Source organism: Oricola thermophila, assembly GCF_013358405.1.
GTDB classification, from domain to species: Bacteria; Pseudomonadota; Alphaproteobacteria; order Rhizobiales; family Rhizobiaceae; genus Oricola; species Oricola thermophila.
Genome location: NZ_CP054836.1, coordinates 3,877,880 through 3,901,164, shown reverse-complemented (window position 1 = coordinate 3,901,164; position 23,285 = coordinate 3,877,880). Strand labels below are relative to the sequence as shown.

Sequence of the window (23,285 nt, the reverse complement as noted above, 5' to 3'; positions counted from 1 at the left end):
CTACTCCGCCGCCACGTTGAGGCGCATCCGCTCCATTTCCTCCAGCGCACGCCGGTACTCGACCGGCATCACCTTCCGGAACTTGCCGCGGAAGCTCTCCCAGTTCTCCAGGATGTGCTCCGCGCGGGTCGAGCCCGTCAGATGCCGATGCTTGGCGATCAGCTGCAACAGGCGCTCCTCGTCATGGCGCGTCATGTCGCCGGAAACGTCGACCCTCCCCTTGTGCATCAGGTCGCCGCCGTGATGGTGCAACTTCTCGAGGATGTCGTCCTCCTCCGGGACCGGCTCCAGCTCGACCATCGCCATGTTGCAGCGGGTCTCGAAGGTGCCGTCCTCGTCGAGCACATAGGCGACACCGCCCGACATTCCCGCGGCGAAGTTGCGGCCCGTCGAACCCAGCACCACGACGACACCGCCGGTCATGTACTCGCAGCCGTGATCGCCGACGCCTTCGACGACCGCGGCCGCACCGGAGTTGCGCACGGCAAAACGCTCGCCGGCAACGCCCCGGAAATATGCCTCGCCCTGGATCGCACCATAAAGCACGGTATTGCCAACGATGATCGATTCCTCCGGAACGATCCTGGCATTTTCCGGCGGTCGCACGATGATCCGGCCGCCGCAAAGGCCCTTGCCGACATAATCGTTGCCGTCACCGATCAGGTCGAAGGTAATGCCATTGGCCAGGAAGGCGCCGAAGGACTGTCCCGCCGTGCCACGCAGGGTCACGTGGATGGTACCATCCTCCAGGCCCTTGTGCTTGTGCCGCTTGACCAGTTCCCCCGAAAGCATCGCCCCGGCTGAGCGATCGGTATTGTGGATCGGCATGTCGATGCGAACCTGTTCCTTCCGTTCCAACGCCGGCATGGCCGCCTCGATCAGCTTGCGATCGAGGATGTCGTCGATCGGGTGCTTCTGGCGTTCTGTCCAGTAGATCGCGCGCTTCTCGGCCTCGGGCTTGTAGAACACCTTGGAAAAATCGAGACCGTGCGCCTTCCAGTGGTCGATCAGCGCTTCCTGCTCCAGCAGCTGCGTCTCGCCGATGATGTCGTCGAGCCTGGTATAGCCCATCTCGGCCAGCAGTTCGCGCACCTCCTCGGCCACGTAGAAGAAGTAGTTGACCACGTGCTCGGGCGTGCCCTTGAAACGCTTGCGCAGCACCGGGTCCTGCGTCGCCACGCCGACCGGGCAGGTGTTGAGGTGACACTTGCGCATCATCACGCAACCGGCCGCGATGAGCGGCGCGGTCGAGAAGCCGAACTCGTCGGCCCCCAGCAGCGCGCCGATGACAACGTCCCGGCCGGTGCGAAGCCCGCCGTCGACCTGCAAAGCCACGCGGCTGCGCAATCCGTTCAGCACCAGCGTCTGGTGCGTCTCGGCAAGGCCCATTTCCCACGGGCTGCCAGCATGCTTGAGCGACGTCAGCGGCGAGGCGCCCGTGCCTCCGTCATAGCCGGAGATGGTGATGTGATCGGCGCGCGCCTTGGCTACGCCCGCTGCAACCGTGCCCACGCCGACCTCGGACACCAGCTTGACAGAGATGTCGGCGGCCGGGTTGACGTTCTTGAGGTCGTAGATCAGCTGAGCCAGATCCTCGATCGAATAGATGTCGTGGTGCGGCGGCGGCGAGATCAGGCCAACACCCGGCGTGGAGTGACGGGTCTTGGCGATGGTCGCGTCGACCTTGTGGCCGGGCAACTGTCCGCCCTCGCCGGGCTTGGCGCCCTGCGCAACCTTGATCTGTATCATGTCGGAATTGACGAGATACTCGGTCGTCACCCCGAACCGTCCCGACGCGACCTGCTTGATCGCGGAGCGTTCCGGATTCCGCGTGCCATCGGGCAGGGGATGGTACCGGTCCGGCTCCTCGCCGCCCTCTCCGGTGTTCGACTTGCCGCCAATCCGGTTCATCGCGATGGCGAGCGTCGTATGCGCCTCGCGGGAGATCGAGCCGAAGCTCATTGCGCCCGTCGAAAAGCGCTTGACGATTTCGGATGCCGGTTCGACCTCGTCGATCGGAACCGGCTTGCGCCCGGCTTCATTCGCGTTCCGGATATGGAACAGGCCACGGATCGTCTTGGCATGACGCGCATCGGCATTCACCTGATCCGAGAATTCGCGGAATTTTTCCGGCAGGTTCCTTCGCACCGAATGCTGGAGCGAGGCGACCGCGTCCGGCGTCCAGACGTGTTCCTCGCCGCGGATGCGGTACATGTATTCGCCGCCGACCTCCAGCGCATTGATCAGGACGGGATCGTTGGAGAATGCCGACTTGTGGCGGCGCACGGTTTCCTCGGCGACCTCGGCCAGGCCGATGCCCTCGATCGTCGTTGCCGTGCCGGTGAAGTACTTGTTCACGAAGTCGGTCGAAAGTCCCACCGCATCGAAAATCTGCGCGCCGCAATAGGACTGGTAGGTCGAGATGCCCATCTTGGACATGACCTTCAAAATGCCCTTGCCGATCGACTTGATATAGCGGGAGACCACCTCGTAGCGGTCAACCTCGGGCGGGAACTCGCCCTTGGAATGCATGTCGAGCAGCGTGTCGAAGGCGAGATAGGGGTTGATCGCCTCGGCACCGTAACCGGCCAGACAGCAGAAATGATGCACCTCGCGCGGCTCACCGGATTCCACGACCAGCCCGACCGAGGTTCTCAAACCCTTTCGGATAAGGTGGTGATGCACGGCCGCCGTCGAAAGAAGTGCCGGAATCGCGATCCTGTCCGGGCCGACCTGGCGATCGGACAGGACGATGATGTTGTAGCCGCCATGCACGGCCTGCTCCGCGCGTTCGCACAGCCGGTCGAGCGCCGCTTCCATCCCGGCCGCGCCTTCGCTGGCCTTGTAGGTCGTGTCCAGGGTCTTGGAATCGAACAGGTCTTCGGTATGACCGATGGAGCGGATCTTTTCCAGGTCGCCGTTGGTCAGGATCGGCTGGCGAACTTCCAGCCGCTTGCGCTTGGACAGTCCTTCCAGGTCGAAAATGTTCGGGCGCGGTCCGATGAAGGACACGAGGCTCATCACCAGTTCCTCGCGGATCGGGTCGATCGGCGGGTTGGTGACCTGGGCGAAGTTCTGCTTGAAATAGGTGTAGAGCAGTTTCGACTTGTTCGACATCGCCGAGATCGGCGTGTCCGTGCCCATCGAGCCGATCGCCTCCTGGCCGGTCGTGGCCATCGGCGCCATCAGGATCTTGACGTCTTCCTGGGTATAGCCGAAGGCCTGCTGGCGATCGAGCAGGCTCACGTCCTCGCGCACCGCACGAGGCGCGACGGGCTTGAGGTCCTCGAGAATCAGCTGCGTGTTTTCCAGCCACTCGCCATAGGGGTGCATCTCCGCCATCTGACGCTTGATCTCCTCGTCGGAGACGATACGCCCCTCTTCCATGTCGATTAGCAGCATCTTGCCCGGCTGCAGCCGCCACTTGGTGACGATCCTGTCGTCGGGCACCGTGATAACACCGGCCTCGGAGGCCATGATGACGAGGTCGTCGTCCGTGACGATATAGCGAGCGGGCCGCAGACCGTTGCGATCGAGCGTGGCGCCGATCTGGCGCCCGTCGGTGAATGCCACGGCGGCGGGGCCGTCCCACGGCTCCATCAGCGCGGCGTGATACTCGTAGAACGCCTTGCGCTTCTCATCCATCAGCTTGTTGCCGGCCCATGCCTCCGGGATCAGCATCATGACCGCATGCGCGAGCGAGTAGCCGCCCTGGACGAGGAATTCGAGCGCATTGTCGAAACACGCCGTATCCGACTGGCCCTCGTAGGAAATGGGCCAGAGCTTCTCGATCTCGTCGCCGAACAGTTCGGACTGGACCGACGCCTGCCGCGCCGCCATCCAGTTGACATTGCCGCGCAGCGTGTTGATCTCGCCGTTATGGGCGACCATGCGGTAGGGATGCGCCAGCTTCCATGACGGGAAGGTGTTGGTGGAAAACCTCTGATGCACCAACGCCAGCGCGGATTCGAAACGTTCGTCCGTGAGATCCTTGTAATAGGCGCCCAGCTGATAGGCCAGGAACATGCCCTTGTAGACGATGGTGCGCGACGACATGGACACCGGATAGAAGCCGTTGTCGCGGCCCTGCGTTTCGGCATGGATGCGGTTGGAAATCACCTTGCGCAAAATGAACAGACGCCGTTCGAAGGCGTCGCCGCCCTCGCGATCGTCGGCCTTGGCGATGAAAACCTGGCGGTGCACCGGCTCGGTCGCCACGATTTCCGGCGCCTTGGACAGCGAGGAATTGTCGACCGGCACATCGCGGAAGCCGATCAGTTCCTTGCCCTCCTCGGCAATCACCTGGGTGATGATGTTCTCGATGTGCGCGCGCAGTTCGGCATCCTGCGGCAGGAAGAAGTGGCCGACCGCATAGTCGCCCTCCTTCGGCAACTCCACGCCTCGCTCCGCCCATTCGGCGCGGAAAAGCGCGTCGGGAATCTGCACCAGCATGCCGGCGCCGTCGCCCATCAGCGGATCGGCGCCCACGGCGCCACGATGGGTGAGGTTCTCCAGCATGGCGAGCCCTTCGGACACGATCTTGTGCGTCCGCTCGCCCTTCATGTGCGCGATGAAGCCGACACCGCAGGCATCATGCTCGTTGCGCGGATCGTAAAGTCCGCTAGGACCCGGCAGGCCGGACGTGGTTTTGCGCGCCGCCGCGGTCTTTGCCGTCGCCTTCCCGTCCGCATGGGCGGGTCCGGATGCAAACATCCTGCTCATCGCTCAATCCTCCGTCTCGGCGCTGACGCGCGTTTTCCTTGCCCTATCTAGCATTTCGGGACCCGCACCGACACCCGCCCGGCCAACCGGCGCTTCGACGCTGCACCTGCCGAAGCCGGTGAGATCGGTATGCTGCTCGCCAGGATCTGATCGGGGCCCTGCGCCTGCAGACGCGTATACGGACCGAACGGAAATTGCCATGCCGTTCGACCCGAAATGCAAAATAGGACAGCAATGCTGTCATATTCCTATGGCAGATAGCGGGAAATTTCTCAAGATGCAATTGCAAAAAAATCGCGCAGGAAAGGATCGAAAATGTCGCAGAAACGATGTTTCGGGTTACATCGTTTCGCGATATCTGCCGAAGGTCCGTTGCTGAACCATTCCTGGGAGATCCGCCATGTATTTCGCTTCCGACAACTGGGCAGGCGCCCATCCGGCCATTTCCGCCGCCCTGACCGAACACGGAAGCGGCTTTCACGCCGCCTATGGAACCGGCCCGCTCGATCGCGAGGCCGAAAGGCGCCTGGCCGAGATCTTCGAGCATGAAGTTTCCGTCTGGTTCCTGCCTACCGGAACGGCGGCCAATTCGCTGGCGCTTGCCGCGGTCAACCGCATAGGCGGCGTCGCCTTTGCCCACGCCGACGCCCATGTTCGCGAGGACGAGGGCGGCGCGCCGGAGTTCCTGACCGGCGGTGTGCGCGTGCGCCCTGTACCCGGCAGCTCGGGCAAGATCGATGCGTCGCGACTGCGCGAGGAGATCGAGCCTTTCTCTCCGGGCACGGTCAACATGGGCCGCGCCATGGCTGTCTCGATAACCCAGGCAACCGAGATCGGCACGGTCTACGGATTGGAGGACATCACCGCGATATCGGGGGTTTGCCGCGATCATGGCCTGCCGCTGCACATGGACGGGGCCCGTTTCGCCAATGCTCTTGTCTCGCTCGATTGCTCGCCGGCGGAGATGACATGGAAGAGCGGTGTGGACATCCTGTCCTTCGGCGGCACCAAGAACGGCTGCTGGTGCGCCGAAGCGCTGTTGTTCTTCGATCCGGAAATGGCGCGGGACATGCCGTGGCTGCGCAAGCGCTCGGGGCAGCTGTTCTCAAAGTCGCGCTTTGTCGCTGCCCAGTTCCTGGCCTATCTCGAAAACGGCCTCTGGCTCGAACTCGCCCGGCACGCCAATGCCATGGCGGCCAGGCTCGCCGCGACGATTGAAAACAGCAACCGCGCGCGACTGGCATGGCCGCCGCAGGCAAACGAGGTGTTCGCGATCCTGCCGGTCGGCGAGTACGATCGCCTGCTTGCCGCCGGCGTGCATTTCCACGACTGGCCGGAACCGGCCGGCGAGAACACCGGGCTGGCGGAAGGCGAAACGCTCGTGCGCATGGTCACCAGCTTCGAAACGAAGGAAACGGACATCGCCCGATTTTCCGAATTGCTCGACGCGTGAGTTCATCTCGCGCGCTCAACTTTCCCTCACACGGAAGTGACGGCGGATAACGTCGCCTTGATTTCCGTTTTATTGGCCACTCTGCGACTCCTGCGTTTGCCGGGCGGAAAAGTCCGGCCCGAACATTCAGAGGAGTTACACATGTCCAATGCTTCCAAGTCCGCACTTTCCGGTGCCGTTCTCGCCGGCGCGGTTGCTGCCGCCCTGTCAGGCGCCCAGCTTGTTACCGCCACTGATGCGGCCGCCGCCAATGTGAAATGCTACGGTGTCGCGTTGGCCGGCCAGAACGATTGCGCAGCCGGACCGGGCACGACCTGCCAGGGCACCTCGACCATCGACTACCAGGGCAACGCCTGGAAGTATGTCGAGGAAGGCACCTGCACGTCGATGGAACTGCCGGACGGCCGCACCGGCTCGCTCGAGCCGCTCGACCGCGACCTGCCGGCCTGATTTCGCCCGACCTGCCGCAAACCGGAGATTTCGCCATGACCACGACCCCTCTTCGCGAAGGTTCGTCCGAGGCCCCGCCCCAGGCTGCCGGCGGCTCCCGGTTTGCGGCCAGCACCGCCCGTATTCCGGCCTCGGCCGGGGTCGGCTTCAAGCATGCCCATCTCGACGCAATCCTGTCCGATCCCGGCCCGGTCGGATTCCTTGAGGTCCATGCCGAGAATTACATGGGCGACGGCGGCTTTCCGCACCGGGCGCTGGAGCGCGTACGCCGGGACTTCCCGCTCTCGCTGCACGGCGTCTGCATGTCGATCGGCGGGCCGCGACCGCTGAGCGCCGACCATCTCGACCGTTTCAGGGCGCTGGTCGAGCGCTACGAGCCGGCGCTCGTCTCCGAGCATCTCGCTTGGTCGACCCACGACGAGGTGTTCATGAACGATCTGCTGCCCCTGCCCTACACGGAGGAGACGCTGGGACACGTCTGCGCGCATGTCGAACGGATGCAGGACCACATCGGCCGCCGGATACTGCTCGAGAATCCGTCGACCTATGTCGTCTTCGACAACTCGACGATGAGCGAGACCGACTTCCTCCGCGAGATCGTGCGCCGTACCGGCTGCGGCCTGCTGCTCGACGTCAACAACGTCTTCGTCTCCGCCACCAATCACGGCTTCTCGCCGATGTCCTACCTCGTGGACTATCCGATGGAGCATGTCGGCGAGATCCACCTCGCCGGACACGCGGTACAGGAAGACGACGAAGGCGATCCGCTGCTGATCGACAGCCACGACGCGCCCGTTGCGGACGCGGTCTGGGACCTGTTCTCGGTCGTCGTCCGGCAGTGCGGGCCCGTGCCGACCCTGGTCGAATGGGACTCCGATCTGCCCGACTGGCCGGTATTGCGTGCCGAGGCCGAGGCGGCGGACCGCATTCTCGACGAGGCCGCGCGCACCTTCATGATGGGCAAGAGCCATGCGACCGGAAGCTGACCATCCCGCCCTGGACACCGCGGACTTCTGCGCATCGATCCTCGACCCGCGCCACGACGAGCCGGCCCATGTCGTCGGTCCGCGCGGCAAGAAGGCGGTCAGGCGCTTCAATGTCTACCGCAACAACGTCACCGTCAGCCTGATCAACGCGCTTGCCGACATCTTCCCGGCGGTCAGGCGCATCGCCGGCGAGACGCTGTTCCGCGACATGGCGCGCGAATTCGTCCGCGCCCATCCCCCGGTCTCGCCGCTGCTGTTTCTCTACGGCCACGAATTTCCAGCCTTCGTTGAAACGTTCGAGCATACCCGCCGGATGCCCTATCTTGCCGACGTCGCCCGGCTCGAGCGCGCCTGGCTCACGGCCTATCACGCGGCCGATGTGGAGCCGCTCGCCCCCGCCGTACTCGGCGAGATCCCGCCGTCCGCCCTGGAGAGCGTGACCTTCGCGCCGCACCCCGCCACCGGTCTCGTCATCTCGGAATACGCGGTCTTCGACATATTCGACGCCAACCGCAATCACGAGACCGTCGGCCGCATCGACGCCGCCCGCGCACAAAGCGCCCTGGTCACGCGCCCCGGCCATGAGGTCATTGTCATTGCGCTCGACGACGGCCACGACGCCTTTTTCTCGTGTCTCATTCAGGGTGGCGCGCTCGGCGAAGCCGCCGCCGCCGGCCTCGCCAAGGCCGGGTCATTCGACGTCGCGTCGGCGATCACGGGCCTTCTGAGCACCGGCGCTTTCGCCGCGGTCGCGACACAATAGCCAAACGGGACAAGCACAATGAGCGACATCGCCGATACGAAAGACGTGCAGGACGCTTTCCTTCCCGCGCAGGTCAAGGCGCTCGCCAGACTGCACGACCGGATTTTCAGGAGCCTGGAAAACGGACTCTCGGGCTGGTTCAACGGCTTTGCCGCTCGCTTCGCCTTCGCCAGCCTGCTTCTCCTCTATTACCTGAATTCCGGCTGGAACAAGCTCGGGGACGGAGTCTTCGGTTTCCTCAAACCGTCGGTCGGCGCCTATGCGTCCATTCTGCCGCCAGTGTTCGAGGATCATGGCGCAGATGTTGACGCGATTCCGTTCTACTGGGATTTCGTGGTCATTCTCGGCACGATGGCGGAGATCGCGCTACCGCTGCTTATCGTGCTCGGGCTGTTCAGTCGCATCGCCGCGCTCGGAATGATTGCCTTCATCGCGGTGCAGAGCTACGTCGACATCGCCTTCCACGGCCTTTCCGGAAAATATGTCGGCGCGATGTTCGATCGCTTTCCCGATTCGATCATATTCGACCAGCGCATGATGTGGGTTTTCCTGATGCTGATGATCGTCGCCAACGGCCCCGGCCGGTTGTCACTCGACCATCTTCTGGCGCGACGCTTCCGCCAACCTTGATCCGTCATGAGAAAAGGCGGGGTTTCCCCCGCCTTCCCATCGCCGTGCCTGCCGGCAGGGAGGAACCGGCGCAACGGCGTGTGACCGGATAATTGGATCATTCCGCGAATGTCTCAGTTGACGGCCTTCGCCTCGATCTGCTTGCCATTCTTGTCCTGGCCATTCTTGATCGCGATCTTGCGCGGCTTCATCGCTTCGGGAATCTCGCGCTCGAGGTCGATATGCAAGAGACCGTTCTTCAGCTCGGCGGATTTCACTTCCACATAATCGGCGAGCTGGAAACGACGCTCGAAGGCGCGCGAAGCGATGCCGCGATGCAGAAACTCGCGCTTCTCCTCGTCCTTCTGTTCCGGCTTCGCGCCGGCGACAGTCAAGACATTGGCGCGGGCTTCGATCGACAGGTCATCCTCGGAAAAGCCTGCAACGGCCATCGTTATGCGATAGTTGTTCTCGCCCGTGCGCTCGATGTTGTAAGGCGGATAGGTCTGACCGTTGTGCTCCGGCTGGGCAAGCGTGTCCAGCATGGAGAAAAGTCGGTCGAATCCGACGGTCGAGCGGAAAAGGGGCGAATAGTCTACATGACGCATGGGTGTCCTCCATTCGTGAGCGACTGTGTTGCGTTTGGCATGCGCGGCCACCCTGCTCGAGGCGCAGCCATTGAATGCCAACGGACCCGTACGGCGTCCGCCCGATCTATCTGGTGATTCACCGAAACGCGTTCAAGGGCGCGGAATTTCCTTCCTGAACGCCAGATGAACAAGGCCTTCCGGTTCGGTTCAGCCGGGTTGGGCCATTGTGTCTCCACGCCTGATAACCGCCGGCCATCACGGGCCGGAACCGAAAGGGAGACCGATCATGAAGAATGTCATCGCCACTGCCGCTTTCGCAGCGCTTTTTTCCGCCGGTACCGTTTCCGCCACCTCGGCAATGCCGGTTGCCGCGACCGTCGCCACTCCCGCTAACGGTGTCCAGGCAAATCTCGTCGCTCAACATGACCGAGGCTACATCAGGCATCAACGTCGCATCCTGCCACGCCGTGCGGTCATCAAATCGCTGCACCGGAAAGGCTATCGCAACATCCGCAACATCCGGATGCGCCACGGAGACTACGTGCTGCATGCAACCAGCCGCCGAGGGCCGGTCCGCCTCGTCGTCGATGGCCGCACCGCTCGCGTCCTGTCACGCAAACCGTTGTTTCATACTCGCCATCGGCCCGGCGTGACCTTCCACGGCCGTACCGGCGGCTTCTCCTACCATTTCGGCATCCACTGACGCCAACTTCGGCCGAACTGTATCGTCCCTTCCTGTTCGGTCGTCACGCCGGGAGCGCTTTGCGGCGCTCCCGGTTTTTCTTTGATTTTTCCGACCGACACCCGTAGACCTTGTGCGGTTCGCATCAGGGCCGAATCCGCTTTTCATGACCACGCTTCGGTTTACAGAATCCAATCCGGCTCCGGATATCGCCGCCGATGGCCATGTCGAAACACCGGACGGTTTCTCTGTCCGGTATGCCCGGTTTCGCGCCGACGCCAACCCGGTCAAGGGCACTGTCGTCATCCTCCAGGGGCGCAACGAATTCATCGAGAAATACTTCGAGACGATCTCGGACATTCTCGATGCGGGCTTCGATGTGGTCGCCTTCGACTGGCGCGGACAAGGCGGCTCGCAGCGCTTCTTTCGCCGCATCGATTCCGGATATGTCGATTCTTTCGAACAATATGCCATCGATCTCGACACGGTCTTCGAACAGATAGTCCTGCCCGACTGCCGTCCGCCCTATTTCATTCTGGGCCATTCGAGCGGCGCCCTCGCAGCCCTATACACGGCCCCGGCCTATGTGAATCGGATACGCCGCATGGTGCTGAGTTCGCCGTTTCTCGGCTTGCCCGCGTCCGATTTCAAGCACGGCGCAACACGGGCCGTTACAAAGATGATGGGATTTCTGGGGCTGGGCAATCTCTACGTCTATGGCGGCTCGGCGGCGCGGTTGCGCAAGCCTTTCGAGATCAACCCGCTGACATCGGATTCCGACCGTTATGCCCGGAACACCTCCGTGCTGGCAGAACATCCGGAACTGGCCATTGGCGGTCCCTCCGCCTCCTGGGTATCGGCGGCGTTCAGGGCAATCGACGTGGTGAGCGACCCGGAACACATGGCGCGGACAACGACACCGACCCTAGTACTGATGGCCGGCGCTGAGAGCGTGGTCTCCAACGCCGCCATCGAGACCCTGACGACCAGGCTGCGTTCTGCATCCCTTCTCACCATTGACGGCGCCCGCCATGAACTGATGCAGGAGGCCGACATCTACAGGGAGCAGTTCATGGCTGCACTTCTGGCATTCATTCCCGGCAGCGGCGCCGAACCCGGCCTGCCGGCGGCCGGCTCTAGCGATTGAGAATGTCGAGAGCGGCTGCGTGCAGTTGCGGCGTCGCCGCAGCAACAACATCGCCACCATCGACTGCATTGCCGCCGTCCCACGTCGTCACGACGCCGCCTGCCTGTTCCACCAACGGGATAAGGGCCGCGATGTCGTAGGTCTTCAGCCCGGCCTCGATGACGATGTCGGCAAATCCGGCAGCAAGCATGGCAAAGGCGTAGCAATCGCAGCCGTAGCGGGCGAGACGCACCTTTTCTTCCAGGCGATCATAGGCATCTCGCGTCGCGCCGCTGAACAGCGCCGGCGTAGTCGTGAACAGTGTCGCGTCCGATACCGTGTGATTCTTGCGCGTCGCAAGCGTCACCGGCGTCGCGCCGTCCCGCAGCAACAGGCTCCTGTCGCCATCGGCGACAAACAACTCTCCGGTATAGGGCTGGGACATGAACCCGATGCGAGCAAGGCCATCGATCTTCAGACCGACCAGCGTTCCCCAGACCGGCAGACCGGATATGAAGGCACGCGTCCCGTCAATCGGATCTATGATCCAGACCAACGGGTGTTCGCTTCGTATCGTGCCATGTTCCTCGCCGACTATACCATGCTCGGGAAACTCATGCTCGATCAGCGATCGGATCGCTGTTTCCGCCTGTTTGTCGGCGGCCGTGACCGGGTCGAACCCCTCCGAATCCTTGTTCTCGACAAGGGCCGGATTGCGAAACAGGGGCAGGGTCTCCGCAGCAGCTGCGGCTGCAAGGCGTTGCAGGAAGGCGATATCGGGCAGTCTTCGAGTGTTCATTGTCCCCATCTGCTGAAAAATCCCGAAAACCACAAGCGCCGCAGAAAAGTTTCTGCGGTGCACATTGACATTTGTGCATCGCAACACGATCTTTGGGATGGCAGCACGCTGCCACGCCCTCCTTGGGCGTTTCCTCCCTAGATTTTGGCCGCATCAACCTTGATGCGGCTTTTTTTTTGCGACTGCCGCCTATTCGGCCGCGACTGAATAATCGAAGAAGTTGCTGTCAGGCAGGGACATGAGCTGCGATATGAATGAGGCGATGTCTTCCTGCAGAAGGTGAAAGGACGCCTTCTTGGTGATCGTCGGCTCATCCATGTAAAGTCCGCGATTGACCTCGATCTGCAGGGCGTGCAGTCCCTTGAGCGGGCGGCCGTAGTGCTCGGTGATGAAACCGCCGGCATAGGGCTTGTTGGAGGTCACCAGGTACCCCATTCCCGAAAGGATCGACATGGCTGCTTCGCTCAATTCCCGGCTGGCGCTGGTTCCGAAGCGGTCGCCGATGATGAAGTCTGGCCGGACACCGTCCTGCCCGTACCGTACGGACGCTGGCATGGAATGGCAGTCTATGAGCACCGCAAATCCGAAACGACGGTGGGTCTGCGCGAGAAGATCGCGAAGGGTCTGGTGATAGGGCTTGTAGATGTTGGCGATTCGCGCCTGCGCCTCGGCAACCGGCAAGCGTTTTCCGTAGATCTCGATCCCCTCGGATACGACGCGCGGGATGGTGCCCAACCCGCCGGCTACGCGGATCGAACGCGAATTGACGTAGGGCGGCAGCCGCTCGCCGAACATGCGCGGATCGAGTTCGTACGGTTCCCTGTTGACGTCCAGATAGGCTCGCGGGAAATGTGCCAGAAGCATCGGCGCACCGAGCGGCACTGCCCCCGAAAACAGCTCTTCCACGAAATAGTCTTCCGAGCGGCGAATGGATATCCGGTCCAGCCGGCTCATGCCAAGAAAGCGTTCCGGATAGTACCGGCCGCTGTGCGGCGAGTTGAATACGAATGGAACCCGCTGTTCGGCCGGCTGCCTTACTTCGAAGGCGGGATGATTGGTGAAATCCGGTTCGCAAAGCATGTTACGAAAAAACAGCGCCTCTGATTCCCGTGAGTTTACGGGATTGTTGACAGGAGGCTTCCGCCCTGTCCAGTCTGGCGCGTGTCGCGATGTTGTGAAAACTCTTGCCAATCATCGCAAATCGGGTCGAAATAAACCGGTTGTTTACGCTGCCCGGTCATGACTGTGGCAGCCAATTTCTACCTCGCTTTTTGCGTGGAAACAGAACAGGTTAATCATGAACCGCATTCTTCTCGCCGAAGACGACAACGATATGCGCGCCTTCCTCGTAAGGGCTCTGGAGAAGGCTGGCTACCAGGTCGTCGATTTTGACAACGGGGCCGCGGCCTACGAACGGCTTCGCGAAGAACCCTTCTCGCTGCTGCTTACCGACATCGTCATGCCGGAGATGGACGGCATCGAACTGGCACGCCGCGCCACCGAACTCGACCCGGACCTGAAGGTGATGTTCATCACCGGATTCGCCGCCGTCGCGCTCAACCCCGATTCGAACGCGCCGAAGGACGCCAAGGTGCTCTCCAAGCCGTTCCACCTGCGCGAGCTGGTCTCGGAAGTCGACAAGATGATCAAGGCGGCCTGACCGCCTTCACCGCGATGCCATATTTGTCGCAATTGCGGTATTGACCACCGGCATCTCTTGTGGTGTATGCCCGGCTCTGGAAGGGCGGTTAGCTCAGCGGGAGAGCACTTCGTTGACATCGAAGGGGTCACTGGTTCAATCCCAGTACCGCCCACCATTCTCCAGCCCCCTGCATTGATGGCAAGGCATCCCCGATCATCTTCGTTGCATGCGAATCACGTGAACGGTCGAATCGTTTCTGACATCCCGGACACGGCCGATCCGTTCGACTGCAGACGGGGTTGATTGCACCGGCGCCCCTGCGTAAGCAGGCGCCACCGAAACCTGGGCGTGGGAAAAGAGATGGCCACCATTACCGTTGACGATATTCCGGGCGCGATCGGTACAGAAATCGGGCGCTCGGATTGGCGGACAGTCACCCAGGAGATGATCAATCTCTTTGCCGACGCCACCGACGACCACCAGTGGATCCATCTCGATCCCGAGCGGGCAGCAAGGGAAACGCCCTTTGGCGGCACCATTGCGCACGGTTTCCTAACCCTCTCGCTGCTGTCGACGCTTGCATACGAGGCTCTGCCGCAGCTCGAGGGCTCGACGATGGGAATCAACTACGGCTTCGACAAGGTTCGTTTCATGGCGCCGGTCAGGGCCGGCGCGCGGATACGCGCGGTATTCAAGCTGGCCGATGCCGACATTCGCCCGTCCGGCCGCGTGATATCGACCTATGACGTGACGCTGGAAATCGAGAACGGCACGAAGCCGGCACTGGCGGCCACCTGGATCACCATGGCGGTGCTGGAGCGCCACTGATGCGTGGCTAGGCCGCGCGTGCCGCGTCGGTCAGGAAGTCGAAAGCATATTCGGAGAACGACCGCCAGCACTCCACGCGGAAGCTTTCCTCGTCAACGCGGTAAAGCACCACCTCGATCTTGCCGAGCACCGTGCGCGAGCACGCGCCCGCCGGGAAAGCCTCGATGGACAGGTCCTGCGGACATCCGGCGTTGATGACATCGGCTGCCGCGGGGCCGGATACGAGGATTGCCGTGTTCCGGTGCGAGATATCGACGGCGCTGTGCACCGCTTTTACCGAGGCGCAATCGGTCGACGGATCCGCAGATTCGTCTATCACCAGCCACTCGTCCGGGCCGAGCCACAGCGCGTGCCGGCTGCCGTTCGACGACGAAGTCTTCGGCTTTTTCGGCAGCGTCACGCCCAGGGCCTTAGACAGCGCGGCAACCGACGTTCCGCCAGCGCGCAGGCTGACGCGCCATGCCTCCGGCGCGGCTGCGATCGAGACTCCGGACCCGCCAAGCGTCTGGCCGGCAAGCGGAAGCGTGCGGAAAACAGCATTGTCAGCCATTGAGTCTGCCTCCTTCCTTGTCGAAGAACACCGTATCGCGCACTTCCACCTCGATCACCCTGTCAGGCATCGGTACGTAGAGCGTCTCGCCCATGCGCCTGAAACCGTTCTCGACCAGCGCCAGGGCGATCGGCTGTCCGCAATTTTCCGACCAGTAGGATGACGACACCCATCCGATGATCTTCATCGGCACGGGCTGGTTCGGGTCGGCGACGATCTGCGCCCCCTCCTCCAGCACGGTTTTCCCGTCCTTCACGGTCAGGCCGACGAGCTGGCGCCGGCCCTCCGCGACGAGGTCGGGACGCTTCAGTCCGCGTATGCCGACAAAGTCGGCCTTCTTCTTGCCGACCGCCCAGGAAAGTCCCGCATCGTGCGGCGTGACCGTTCCGTCGGTGTCCTGCCCGACGATGATGTAGCCCTTCTCCGCGCGCAGGACGTGCATGGTCTCGGTGCCGTAGAGACACATTCCCATGGGCGTGCCGCGTTCGTGAATCGCGTTCCACACCACGGGGCCGTAATCCGCCGGCACGTTGATCTCGTAACCGGCCTCTCCGGTGAAGGACATGCGGAACAGCCGGGCCGGTATGCCGCAGACCCTCGCCTCGGCGAAGCTCATGTGCGGGAAGGCCTCGTTTGAGAGGTCGACGCCCTCGACGAAGGGCTCCACGATCTCGCGGGCTTTCGGCCCCTGTACGGCGATCACCGCCCATTGTTCCGTGATCGAGGTCAGCCACACCTTGAGATCGGGAAACTCGGTCTGGAGATAGTCCTCCATGTGATGAAGCACGCGCGGTGCGCCGCCGGTCGTCGTCGTCACGTGGAAGCGATCTTCGGCGATGCGCGCCACCACGCCGTCATCGTAGATGAAACCGTCCTCGCGGCACATGATGCCGTAACGCAGCCTGCCCACGCCGAGCTTCATGAAGGGGTTGGTGTACATCAGGTCGAGGAATTTCGCCGCGTCGGGCCCGACCACCTCGATCTTGCCCAGCGTCGAGGCATCGAACATGCCGGCAACCTCGCGCACCGTGCGGCACTCGCGATTGACGGCGGCATGCATGTCCTCGCCGGAGCGCGGGTAGTACCAGGCTCGCTTCCACTGGCCGACATCCTCGAACACCGCGCCAGCCGCTTCCTCGGCCTCGTGCATCGGCGTCTTGCGCACCGGGTCGAACAGTTTGCCGCGCGCATGGTTGACGATCGCACCGAAGGTCGTCGGCGTGTAAGGCGGGCGGAAGGTCGTCAGCCCCACCTGCGGAATCGGCTTGCCGAGCGTCTCGGCGGCAATCGCCAGGCCGTGCAGGTTGGAAAGCTTTCCCTGATCGGTGGCCATGCCGTTGGTGGTGAAGCGCTTCACGTGCTCGATGGAATGCATGCCCTCCTGCACGGCAAGCCGGATGTCCTTCGCCGTCACGTCGTTCTGATAGTCGACGAAGGCCTTTACCATCTTGCCTTGCTCCGCGCCTGGACCAGCGCCGAGAGCGCTGCCCGACCATTGCCCGGCGCCGGAAACCTTGACCTTGAGGTTTGCATTTTTCGCCCTGGGGCGCACGGCCTTTGCCGCCTTCTCGCCGGCCGCAATGGCCTCGGCTACCGCTTCCGGGAGATCGTCGGTGCCGTTGCAAGCACCGACCGAAACTGCATCCTGCGGATATTCGCCTGGCAGGAAGCGGCCGCTTTCCTCGTCCCACACCACCTTGCCGCGCGATTGCGAATACATGTGGACCGATGGCGTCCAGCCGGCGCTCATGATCAGCGCGTCGACCGGGATTACCTCCGCCGGTCCTCCGTCCTTGCGCTGCACCGACATCGAGGCCACACGAAGCTTGCCGCCCGCGCCGGTGACCGCATGGCCGGTCAGGACGCGGATGCCGAGCGCCTTGGCCTCTTCCAGCAGGCCGCTGTCGGGATCGTCGCGCATGTCGACGATCGCCGGAATCTCGACGCCCGCCTTGCGCAGGTCGATTGCGGCCGCATAGGCGCTGTCATTCGCCGTGTAGACACCGACCTTGCGACCGATGGCGACGCCATGATGATTGAGATAGGTGCGCGCGGCCGAGGCCAGCATGATGCCCGGCCGGTCGTTGTTCGGAAAGAGCATGTGCCGCTCGATGGCGCCGGCGGCGATGATCACCCGTTTCGCGCGCACCTGCCAGAGCCGCTCGCGCGGCAGGTCCGGATTGGGCGCGGCGAGATGGTCCGTGACCCGCTCTACCAGCCCGACGAAATTCTGCGCATAGTAGCCGAACGCCGTCGTGCGCGGCAGCACGCGCACATTGTCCATGGCCGAAAGCCGCGCCGCTGTCTGCTGCGCCCACTCATAGCCTGGCATGCCGTCGATTCGGGACTCCTCCTCGAAATGCAACGCGCCTCCGAACGCCGCCCGCTCATCGCAGACGATGACGCGGGCGCCCGACTCCGCTGCGGCCAGCGCCGCCGACAGTCCGGCCGCGCCACCGCCGATCACCAGCACGTCGCAATGTGCGAAGCGCGATGCATAGTGATCGGGATCGGCCTCCGCCGGCGCCTTTCCGAGACCCGCCGCCTGGCGGATGAAAGGCTCGTAGATATGTTTCCACGCAGCTTTCGGCCACATGAAGGTCTTGTAGTAGAAGCCAGCCGAGAAAAGCGGCGACGCGATATCGTTGACCGCCCCGATATCGACGGTCAGGGACGGCCACCGGTTCTGGCTGACCGCTTCAAGCCCGTCATGAATTTCCTGCACAGTCGCCCGCACATTGGGGGTGTGCCGGGCCGCATCCCGGCGCACTCCAACGAGTGCCGACGGCTCCTCGGGTCCGGCCGAAAGGATGCCGCGCGGCCGGTGATACTTGAAGGAACGTCCCACCAGGTGCACGTCGTTGGCGATAAGTGCCGCGGCGAGCGTGTCGCCCTCAAGGCCCGAATAGCTCTTGCCGTCAAAGATGAAGCGCACTTTGTTCGCGGGCGTCAGCCGGCCCTTGCCGGTAATGCGATTTACTCCGGCGGTCGTCATTTCGTTCCCCGTCCCGTCTTTTCCGCTGCAGCGCTGTCGCCGATCAATGCCGCGATATCAGGCTTTGGTTCTCCGGCCTTGTAGGTCATGAGGAACTTGTCGGAGACCGTGTCGCGCACCGCGTTGAAGAAGCGTGCGCAACCATGAGCATGCCGCCAGCGCTCGAATGTGATGCCCTTGGGGTTGTCGCGGTAGAAGAAATACTGCGCGAATTCCTCATCGGATATCTCCGCTATGTTCCTCGGGCGCTCGATATGTGCCTCGCCAGCGTGACGAAACTCGATTTCGGGCCGATCTTCGTCACAATAGGGACAATGAACGAGAAGCATGTCGAAAACCTCAGTGCGCAACGGCGGCGGCTGCCGCCTCGTCGATCAACCGACCGGTGGTGAAGCGTTCGATCGTGTAGCCCGCATTGATCGGATGCGGTTCGTCCCGCGCAATCGTATGGGCAAAGACGTGTCCCGAACCCGGCGTCGCCTTGAAGCCACCGGTACCCCAGCCGCAATTTACGAAGAGTCCAGGCACGGGCGCCTTCGCGATTATGGGCGATCGGTCCGGCGTCACGTCGACGATCCCGCCCCAGGAACGCAGCATGCGCATGCGCGTGAACATCGGGAACATCTCGCAGATCGCGTCGAGCGTGTGATTGATTATGTGCAGCCCGCCGGTCTGCGAATAGGAGGTATACTGGTCGGTGCCGGCACCGATGACCAGTTCTCCCTTGTCCGACTGGGAGATGTAGGCATGCACCGTGTTTGACATCACCACGCAGGGAAAGCAGGGCTTCACCGGCTCCGACACCAGCGCCTGCAGCGGGAAGCTTTCCAGCGGCATGCGTACGCCGGCCATCTGCATGATCACCGAGGTATTGCCGGCAGCGACGACGCCGATTTTCTTTGCGCCGATGAACCCGCGCGAAGTCTCGACGCCGGCAACCTCGCCCTTCGCGCTGCGCCGGATTCCGGTCACCTCGCAGTTCTGGATGATGTGGACCCCGCGATCGGACGCCGCGCGTGCATAGCCCCAGGCGACCGCGTCATGCCGCGCCGTGCCGCCGCGCCTCTGCAGCGCCGCGCCCATGACGGGATAGCGCGCGGTCTTCGAGATATTGAGAGGCGGGCAGTATTCCTTCGCCTCTTCCGGCGTCAGCCACTCATTGTCCACGCCGTTCAGACGGTTGGCGTGAATGTGCCGCTTGAACACCTGCACGTCGTGCACATTGTGCGCCAGCATCATGACGCCACGGGGCGAATACATGACATTGTAGTTGAGGTCCTGGGAAAGGTTCTCCCACAGCTTCACGGCGTGGTCGTAGAGCGCAGCGGACTCGTCATACAGGTAGTTGGAGCGGATGATCGTCGTGTTTCGACCGGTATTGCCGCCGCCGAGCCATCCCTTCTCCAGCACTGCGACATTGGTGATCCCGTGTTCCTTGGCGAGATAGTATGCCGTCGCCAGGCCATGCCCGCCCGCACCGATTATGATGACATCGTATTCCTTGCGCGGTTCCGGCGATCCCCACTGCTTGTCCCACCCCTTGTGGCCGCGCATCGCTTCGCGCAGCACTGCGAACCCGGAATACTTCCGCATCGAGGTAACCCCGTTAGGTCGTCGTGATTCGGCCATGCAGGCACCCCCTGCACGCTGTCTGAAGGTAGCATTAACTGCTGCGAATACGACACCCTGCCCTTTTTGCGACGCCACATGGCGCGCACGGCAAGGGATCCGGCTGTCAGCGCGGAACAAAAAGAAGGCACGGGGATGGGGCGAATCCCGTGCCTTCTCGGTAGCCTGATCCGGAGGAATTAGGCCACCGAAATCCTTGACTCGGAGATCAGTGAAAGCGACGCGCCTCCCCGGGCAAACGGCTCGGTCCTCCGGAGACGGGTTACGTTACGTAATATATCGCATTTACTGCCTTGCGCGAGGAATTTTGGCGTCTTGTTTTCACAAATACGTGAGAATACATCTTGCACCCCGAATTGACGGAATCCGGCAACCCGGATAGTGGACAAAGTCGACCTTTTCTGGTATGCGCAGCCCGAATTCTGCGGCGAACTCGTCGCGGGGCCGGATTTTCGTGTTCCGGCGATCGATCAACACAATTGGAAAGTTGGGATACACGTGCAGGTTCTCGTACGCGACAACAATGTTGACCAGGCGCTTCGCGCTTTGAAGAAAAAGATGCAGCGCGAAGGCATTTTCCGCGAAATGAAGATGCGCGGACACTATGAAAAGCCGTCGGAGAAGCGCGCCCGCGAAAAGGCTGAAGCGGTTCGCCGCACACGCAAGTTGGCCCGGAAACGTGCCCAGCGCGAGGGCCTTCTCGGAGGCCGCGGTCGTTAAGCCGCGATTTCGTCTACTTTTGAATTGATAAGTGGCGTTGCTTTTCAGAAAAGCGCGCCGCTTTTTTGTTCGTGACAGTGCCGGCGAGGGGAAACGAACTTTATGGACATCATTGACGGCAAGAAGCGGGGCAGTTGGGTCTCGGACGCGACACGCCATTCCGTGAAACTGCGCGGATCTCTTGCCGGCCTTGTCCTAGTTGCAGCAGCCCTTGCGGGCTGTCAGTCCAGCACCATAAACAATAGCCTCGCCACCACGATCGAAGCCGAGCAGGGCAGCGAGGAGAACATCGCCTCCCTGACCGAGGTGATTCGCGCCAATCCAAATGATCCGAGCGCATACAATGTGCGCGGTTCCGCCTTCGGACGGGCCGGTCGATACCAGGAAGCCCTGCGAGACTTCGACCAGGCGATCGCGCTAAATCCGCGCTTCTTCGAGGCTTATGCAAATCGTGCGCTTATCTGGCGGGCACTGGGCGATCTCGGCCGCGCTGCGGAAGACTACAACGCCGCGCTGCGGATCAATCCGCGCTACGACACCGCCTATATCGGCCGCGGCGAACTCTATCGCCGTTCCGGTCGCGTCACGGAAGCGTTCAACGATTTCCAGAAGGCGATCCAGCTCGATACGACCGATCCGCGCGCCTATCACCGCCGAGGTCTCGTTTACCAGAGCCGGGGACAGCACGACTTTGCGATAGACGACTTCTCTACCGCCATTTCGCTTCAGCCAAATGCGCCCGAGCCCTACAACGGCCGCGGTCTTTCATATGTCGCGCTTGGTCAGTTGGACAATGCATTTGACGATTTCAACTACGCACTTCAATTGAACGACCGTGTCGCCGAAAGCTGGGCGAACCAGGCGCTGGTCTACGAAAAGAAGGGCGATGTCGCGAAAGCAAGGAAGTCCTATCAGCGTGCATTGCAGCTCGACCCGGCATATGAGCCCGCGCGCAGCGGGCTGGCCCGCGTCGGAGGCAAGGTCTGACCTTCAGCGACCGCCGATCGGCACGTTGTCGATAAGCCGTGTATTGCCAAGCCAGGCGGCTGCCAGCAAGCGGGCAGGACGGTTGAGCGAGGTCATCGGCGCCAGATCGTCTTCGCCGCGCAGTTCCAGATACTCCACTTCGCGAAAGCCGGCTGCCTCGATCGCGCGACGCGCCCATGCGAGCGAATCCGCAACATCGTCGCCCATCTCGATCCTTTTCGCGGCTTCGACCAGGCCCCTTGCCAGCGCCGGTGCGATAGCACGATCTTCCGCGCTCAGCCGGACATTTCTGGAAGACAGCGCCAGCCCGTCCGCTTCCCGCACCGTCGGACAACCGACAATCTTGACCGGTATGTCCATGTCGGCAACCATGCGGCGGACCACCTGCAACTGCTGAAAGTCCTTCTCGCCGAAGAAGGCGGCATCGGCTCCGGTCTGCAGGAGCAGCTTCGCCACCACGGTGGCCACACCATCGAAATGGCCGGGCCGGTGGGCCCCGCACAACCCCTCCGAGATGCCGGAAACCGAAACAGTGGTCGAGAAACCGGCCGGATACATTTCGCCAGCATCCGGACAATACAAGAGATGCGCACCAACGGTTTCCAGCTTTTCAGCGTCTTCCCTCTCGGTACGTGGATAGGTGGCCAGATCGTCCGCGTTATCGAACTGCTTCGGGTTCACGAACACCGTAACGATCACGCGATCCATTCGCTCCAGCGCGGCACGAACAAGGCTCAGGTGCCCCTCGTGCAATGCTCCCATCGTTGGCACCACGCCGATCCGCTGCCCCTTGCTGCGCCAATCCGCAACATACCCGCGCAAGCCCGCAACGGTACGTTCGATCGCGATACTCATCGGCCGGCTTTCCTGTCCCCCAGCGGCTCATCGTCGCCGAATACATGACTCTCATCGGGGAAGCTCCTCGACCGCACATCCCTGGCATATGACGCAATCGCCTCTTCCGCCTCTGTCGCAAGATTGCCATAGCGCTTGACGAATTTCGGCCGAAAGTCGCTGAACATCCCGAGCATGTCGTCGACGACGAGGATCTGGCCGTCACATGCGGGCGAAGCCCCTATTCCAATGGTGGGAACGGCCACGTCTTCCGTCACCGAACGCGCCAGACTTTCCGGCACCTTTTCAATGACGACGGAAAATGCCCCGGCATCGGCTACGGCTTGAGCATCACGACGAATTGTTTCACCTGCTGTGCCGCGTCCCTGCACCCTGTAGCCGCCGAACATGTTAACCGCCTGCGGCGTGAGACCAATATGCCCCATAACGGGAACACCGCGCGATGTCAGGAAGGATATTGTTTCGATCATTGACGCACCGCCCTCGAGCTTGACGGCCTCGCAGCCGGTCTCTGCCATCAGGCGGGCCGCGTTGCGGAAGGCCTGCTCGGGGCTTTCCTCGTAGGAGCCAAACGGCATATCAACAACCATGAGCGCCTTGTCGACGCCGCGCCGCACTGCCTGCCCGTGCAGGATCATCATTTCGAGCGTGACACCAAGCGTTGAATCGAGACCGTGCAGCACCATCCCGACGCTGTCGCCCACGAGAATGATGTCACAGTGACGATCGGCCAGCCTGGCAATCGGCGTGGTATAGGCCGTCAGGCACACAAGCGGATCGCCGCCCTTGCGTGCCATGATTGCCGGTACGTTCAATGCGGCGCTGACGCGCGTAGCACTCATTTCGCCACCTCTCCTTGCGCCAGCTGTCGCTGGAACCGACCACGTCTTGGCCAAGAC

21 protein-coding genes and 1 tRNA gene are annotated in these 23,285 nt (G+C 62.4%); 12 read left to right on the top strand and 10 right to left on the bottom strand.

Going from position 1 to position 23,285, the window contains the following annotated elements:
* Entirely contained in the window at positions 1-4,722 is a 4,722-nt protein-coding gene (gltB, locus tag HTY61_RS18880) for a glutamate synthase large subunit (protein ID WP_175278257.1), read from the bottom strand.
* A gap of 400 nt (positions 4,723-5,122) precedes the next feature.
* Here gltB and HTY61_RS18875 point away from each other — a divergent pair, with 400 nt between their 5' ends.
* From HTY61_RS18875 to HTY61_RS18855, 5 genes are all read left to right on the top strand, one after another.
* On the top strand, positions 5,123-6,175 hold the full coding sequence (locus HTY61_RS18875; protein WP_175278256.1) for a threonine aldolase family protein: 1,053 nt from the start codon (positions 5,123-5,125) through the stop codon (positions 6,173-6,175).
* Positions 6,176-6,316: 141 nt separating this feature from the next.
* Positions 6,317-6,625, top strand: a complete 309-nt coding sequence (locus HTY61_RS18870; protein ID WP_175278255.1) for a BufA1 family periplasmic bufferin-type metallophore — start codon at positions 6,317-6,319, stop codon at positions 6,623-6,625.
* A 35-nt stretch (positions 6,626-6,660) separates the two neighbouring features.
* Entirely contained in the window at positions 6,661-7,611 is a 951-nt protein-coding gene (bufB, locus tag HTY61_RS18865) for an MNIO family bufferin maturase (protein WP_175278254.1), read from the top strand.
* On the top strand, positions 7,595-8,374 hold the full coding sequence (locus HTY61_RS18860; RefSeq protein WP_175278253.1) for an HvfC/BufC N-terminal domain-containing protein: 780 nt from the start codon (positions 7,595-7,597) through the stop codon (positions 8,372-8,374). The genes bufB and HTY61_RS18860 overlap by 17 nt, the downstream gene beginning before the upstream one ends.
* A gap of 18 nt (positions 8,375-8,392) precedes the next feature.
* Positions 8,393-9,004 carry a DoxX family protein gene (locus HTY61_RS18855; protein ID WP_175278252.1) on the top strand — a complete coding sequence of 204 codons (612 nt, stop codon included), beginning with the start codon at positions 8,393-8,395 and terminating at the stop codon, positions 9,002-9,004.
* Positions 9,005-9,117: 113 nt separating this feature from the next.
* Here the strand turns inward: HTY61_RS18855 and HTY61_RS18850 are convergent, their stop codons facing one another.
* Positions 9,118-9,591: an Hsp20 family protein gene (locus HTY61_RS18850; protein ID WP_175278251.1), complete on the bottom strand. Its 474-nt coding sequence runs from the start codon at positions 9,589-9,591 to the stop codon at positions 9,118-9,120.
* Positions 9,592-9,859: 268 nt separating this feature from the next.
* Here HTY61_RS18850 and HTY61_RS18845 point away from each other — a divergent pair, with 268 nt between their 5' ends.
* Both HTY61_RS18845 and HTY61_RS18840 read left to right on the top strand, forming a co-directional pair.
* Positions 9,860-10,276 (top strand): hypothetical protein, encoded by a 417-nt coding sequence (locus tag HTY61_RS18845; RefSeq protein ID WP_175278250.1) that lies wholly within the window; start codon positions 9,860-9,862, stop codon positions 10,274-10,276.
* A gap of 145 nt (positions 10,277-10,421) precedes the next feature.
* Positions 10,422-11,402, top strand: a complete 981-nt coding sequence (locus HTY61_RS18840; RefSeq protein WP_175278249.1) for an alpha/beta fold hydrolase — start codon at positions 10,422-10,424, stop codon at positions 11,400-11,402.
* On the opposite strand, the gene hisN is transcribed toward HTY61_RS18840, so the two are convergent.
* Both hisN and HTY61_RS18830 read right to left on the bottom strand, forming a co-directional pair.
* Positions 11,392-12,180 (bottom strand): histidinol-phosphatase, encoded by a 789-nt coding sequence (hisN, locus tag HTY61_RS18835; protein ID WP_175278248.1) that lies wholly within the window; start codon positions 12,178-12,180, stop codon positions 11,392-11,394. The two genes, HTY61_RS18840 and hisN, sit on opposite strands and share 11 nt — an antisense overlap.
* A 189-nt stretch (positions 12,181-12,369) precedes the next feature.
* Entirely contained in the window at positions 12,370-13,260 is an 891-nt protein-coding gene (locus HTY61_RS18830; protein WP_175278247.1) for an N-formylglutamate amidohydrolase, read from the bottom strand.
* A 217-nt stretch (positions 13,261-13,477) separates the two neighbouring features.
* On the opposite strand from HTY61_RS18830, the gene cpdR reads away from it, so the two are divergent.
* From cpdR to HTY61_RS18815, 3 genes are all read left to right on the top strand, one after another.
* Positions 13,478-13,840 (top strand): cell cycle two-component system response regulator CpdR, encoded by a 363-nt coding sequence (gene cpdR, locus HTY61_RS18825; RefSeq protein WP_175278246.1) that lies wholly within the window; start codon positions 13,478-13,480, stop codon positions 13,838-13,840.
* Between the two features lie 82 nt (positions 13,841-13,922).
* Positions 13,923-13,997, top strand: a tRNA-Val gene (locus tag HTY61_RS18820).
* A 185-nt stretch (positions 13,998-14,182) separates the two neighbouring features.
* Entirely contained in the window at positions 14,183-14,650 is a 468-nt protein-coding gene (locus tag HTY61_RS18815) for a MaoC family dehydratase (protein WP_175278245.1), read from the top strand.
* A gap of 7 nt (positions 14,651-14,657) precedes the next feature.
* Here the strand turns inward: HTY61_RS18815 and HTY61_RS18810 are convergent, their stop codons facing one another.
* Genes HTY61_RS18810 through HTY61_RS18795 form a run of 4 tightly spaced genes read right to left on the bottom strand, consistent with a single transcriptional unit; the run spans position 14,658 to position 19,788 of the window.
* On the bottom strand, positions 14,658-15,200 hold the full coding sequence (locus HTY61_RS18810) for a sarcosine oxidase subunit gamma (protein ID WP_175278244.1): 543 nt from the start codon (positions 15,198-15,200) through the stop codon (positions 14,658-14,660).
* A complete protein-coding gene (locus tag HTY61_RS18805; RefSeq protein WP_175278243.1) occupies positions 15,193-18,195 on the bottom strand; it encodes a sarcosine oxidase subunit alpha in 3,003 nt (1,000 codons plus the stop codon). Before HTY61_RS18805 ends, HTY61_RS18810 begins: the two co-directional genes overlap by 8 nt.
* On the bottom strand, positions 18,192-18,524 hold the full coding sequence (locus tag HTY61_RS18800) for a sarcosine oxidase subunit delta (RefSeq protein ID WP_175278242.1): 333 nt from the start codon (positions 18,522-18,524) through the stop codon (positions 18,192-18,194). The genes HTY61_RS18805 and HTY61_RS18800 overlap by 4 nt, the downstream gene beginning before the upstream one ends.
* Before the next feature lie 10 nt (positions 18,525-18,534).
* Positions 18,535-19,788 (bottom strand): sarcosine oxidase subunit beta, encoded by a 1,254-nt coding sequence (locus HTY61_RS18795; protein WP_175278241.1) that lies wholly within the window; start codon positions 19,786-19,788, stop codon positions 18,535-18,537.
* 534 nt (positions 19,789-20,322) lie between these two features.
* Here HTY61_RS18795 and rpsU point away from each other — a divergent pair.
* Positions 20,323-20,544 carry a 30S ribosomal protein S21 gene (gene rpsU, locus HTY61_RS18790; RefSeq protein WP_175278240.1) on the top strand — a complete coding sequence of 74 codons (222 nt, stop codon included), beginning with the start codon at positions 20,323-20,325 and terminating at the stop codon, positions 20,542-20,544.
* A gap of 102 nt (positions 20,545-20,646) precedes the next feature.
* Entirely contained in the window at positions 20,647-21,531 is an 885-nt protein-coding gene (locus HTY61_RS18785) for a tetratricopeptide repeat protein (protein WP_175278239.1), read from the top strand.
* 3 nt (positions 21,532-21,534) lie between these two features.
* Here the strand turns inward: HTY61_RS18785 and panC are convergent, their stop codons facing one another.
* Both panC and panB read right to left on the bottom strand, forming a co-directional pair.
* Positions 21,535-22,386, bottom strand: coding sequence for a pantoate--beta-alanine ligase (gene panC / locus HTY61_RS18780; protein ID WP_175278238.1), 852 nt, complete (start codon positions 22,384-22,386; stop codon positions 21,535-21,537).
* On the bottom strand, positions 22,383-23,228 hold the full coding sequence (panB, locus tag HTY61_RS18775) for a 3-methyl-2-oxobutanoate hydroxymethyltransferase (protein ID WP_175278237.1): 846 nt from the start codon (positions 23,226-23,228) through the stop codon (positions 22,383-22,385). The genes panC and panB overlap by 4 nt, the downstream gene beginning before the upstream one ends.
* Between the last annotated feature and the right edge of the window lie 57 nt (positions 23,229-23,285).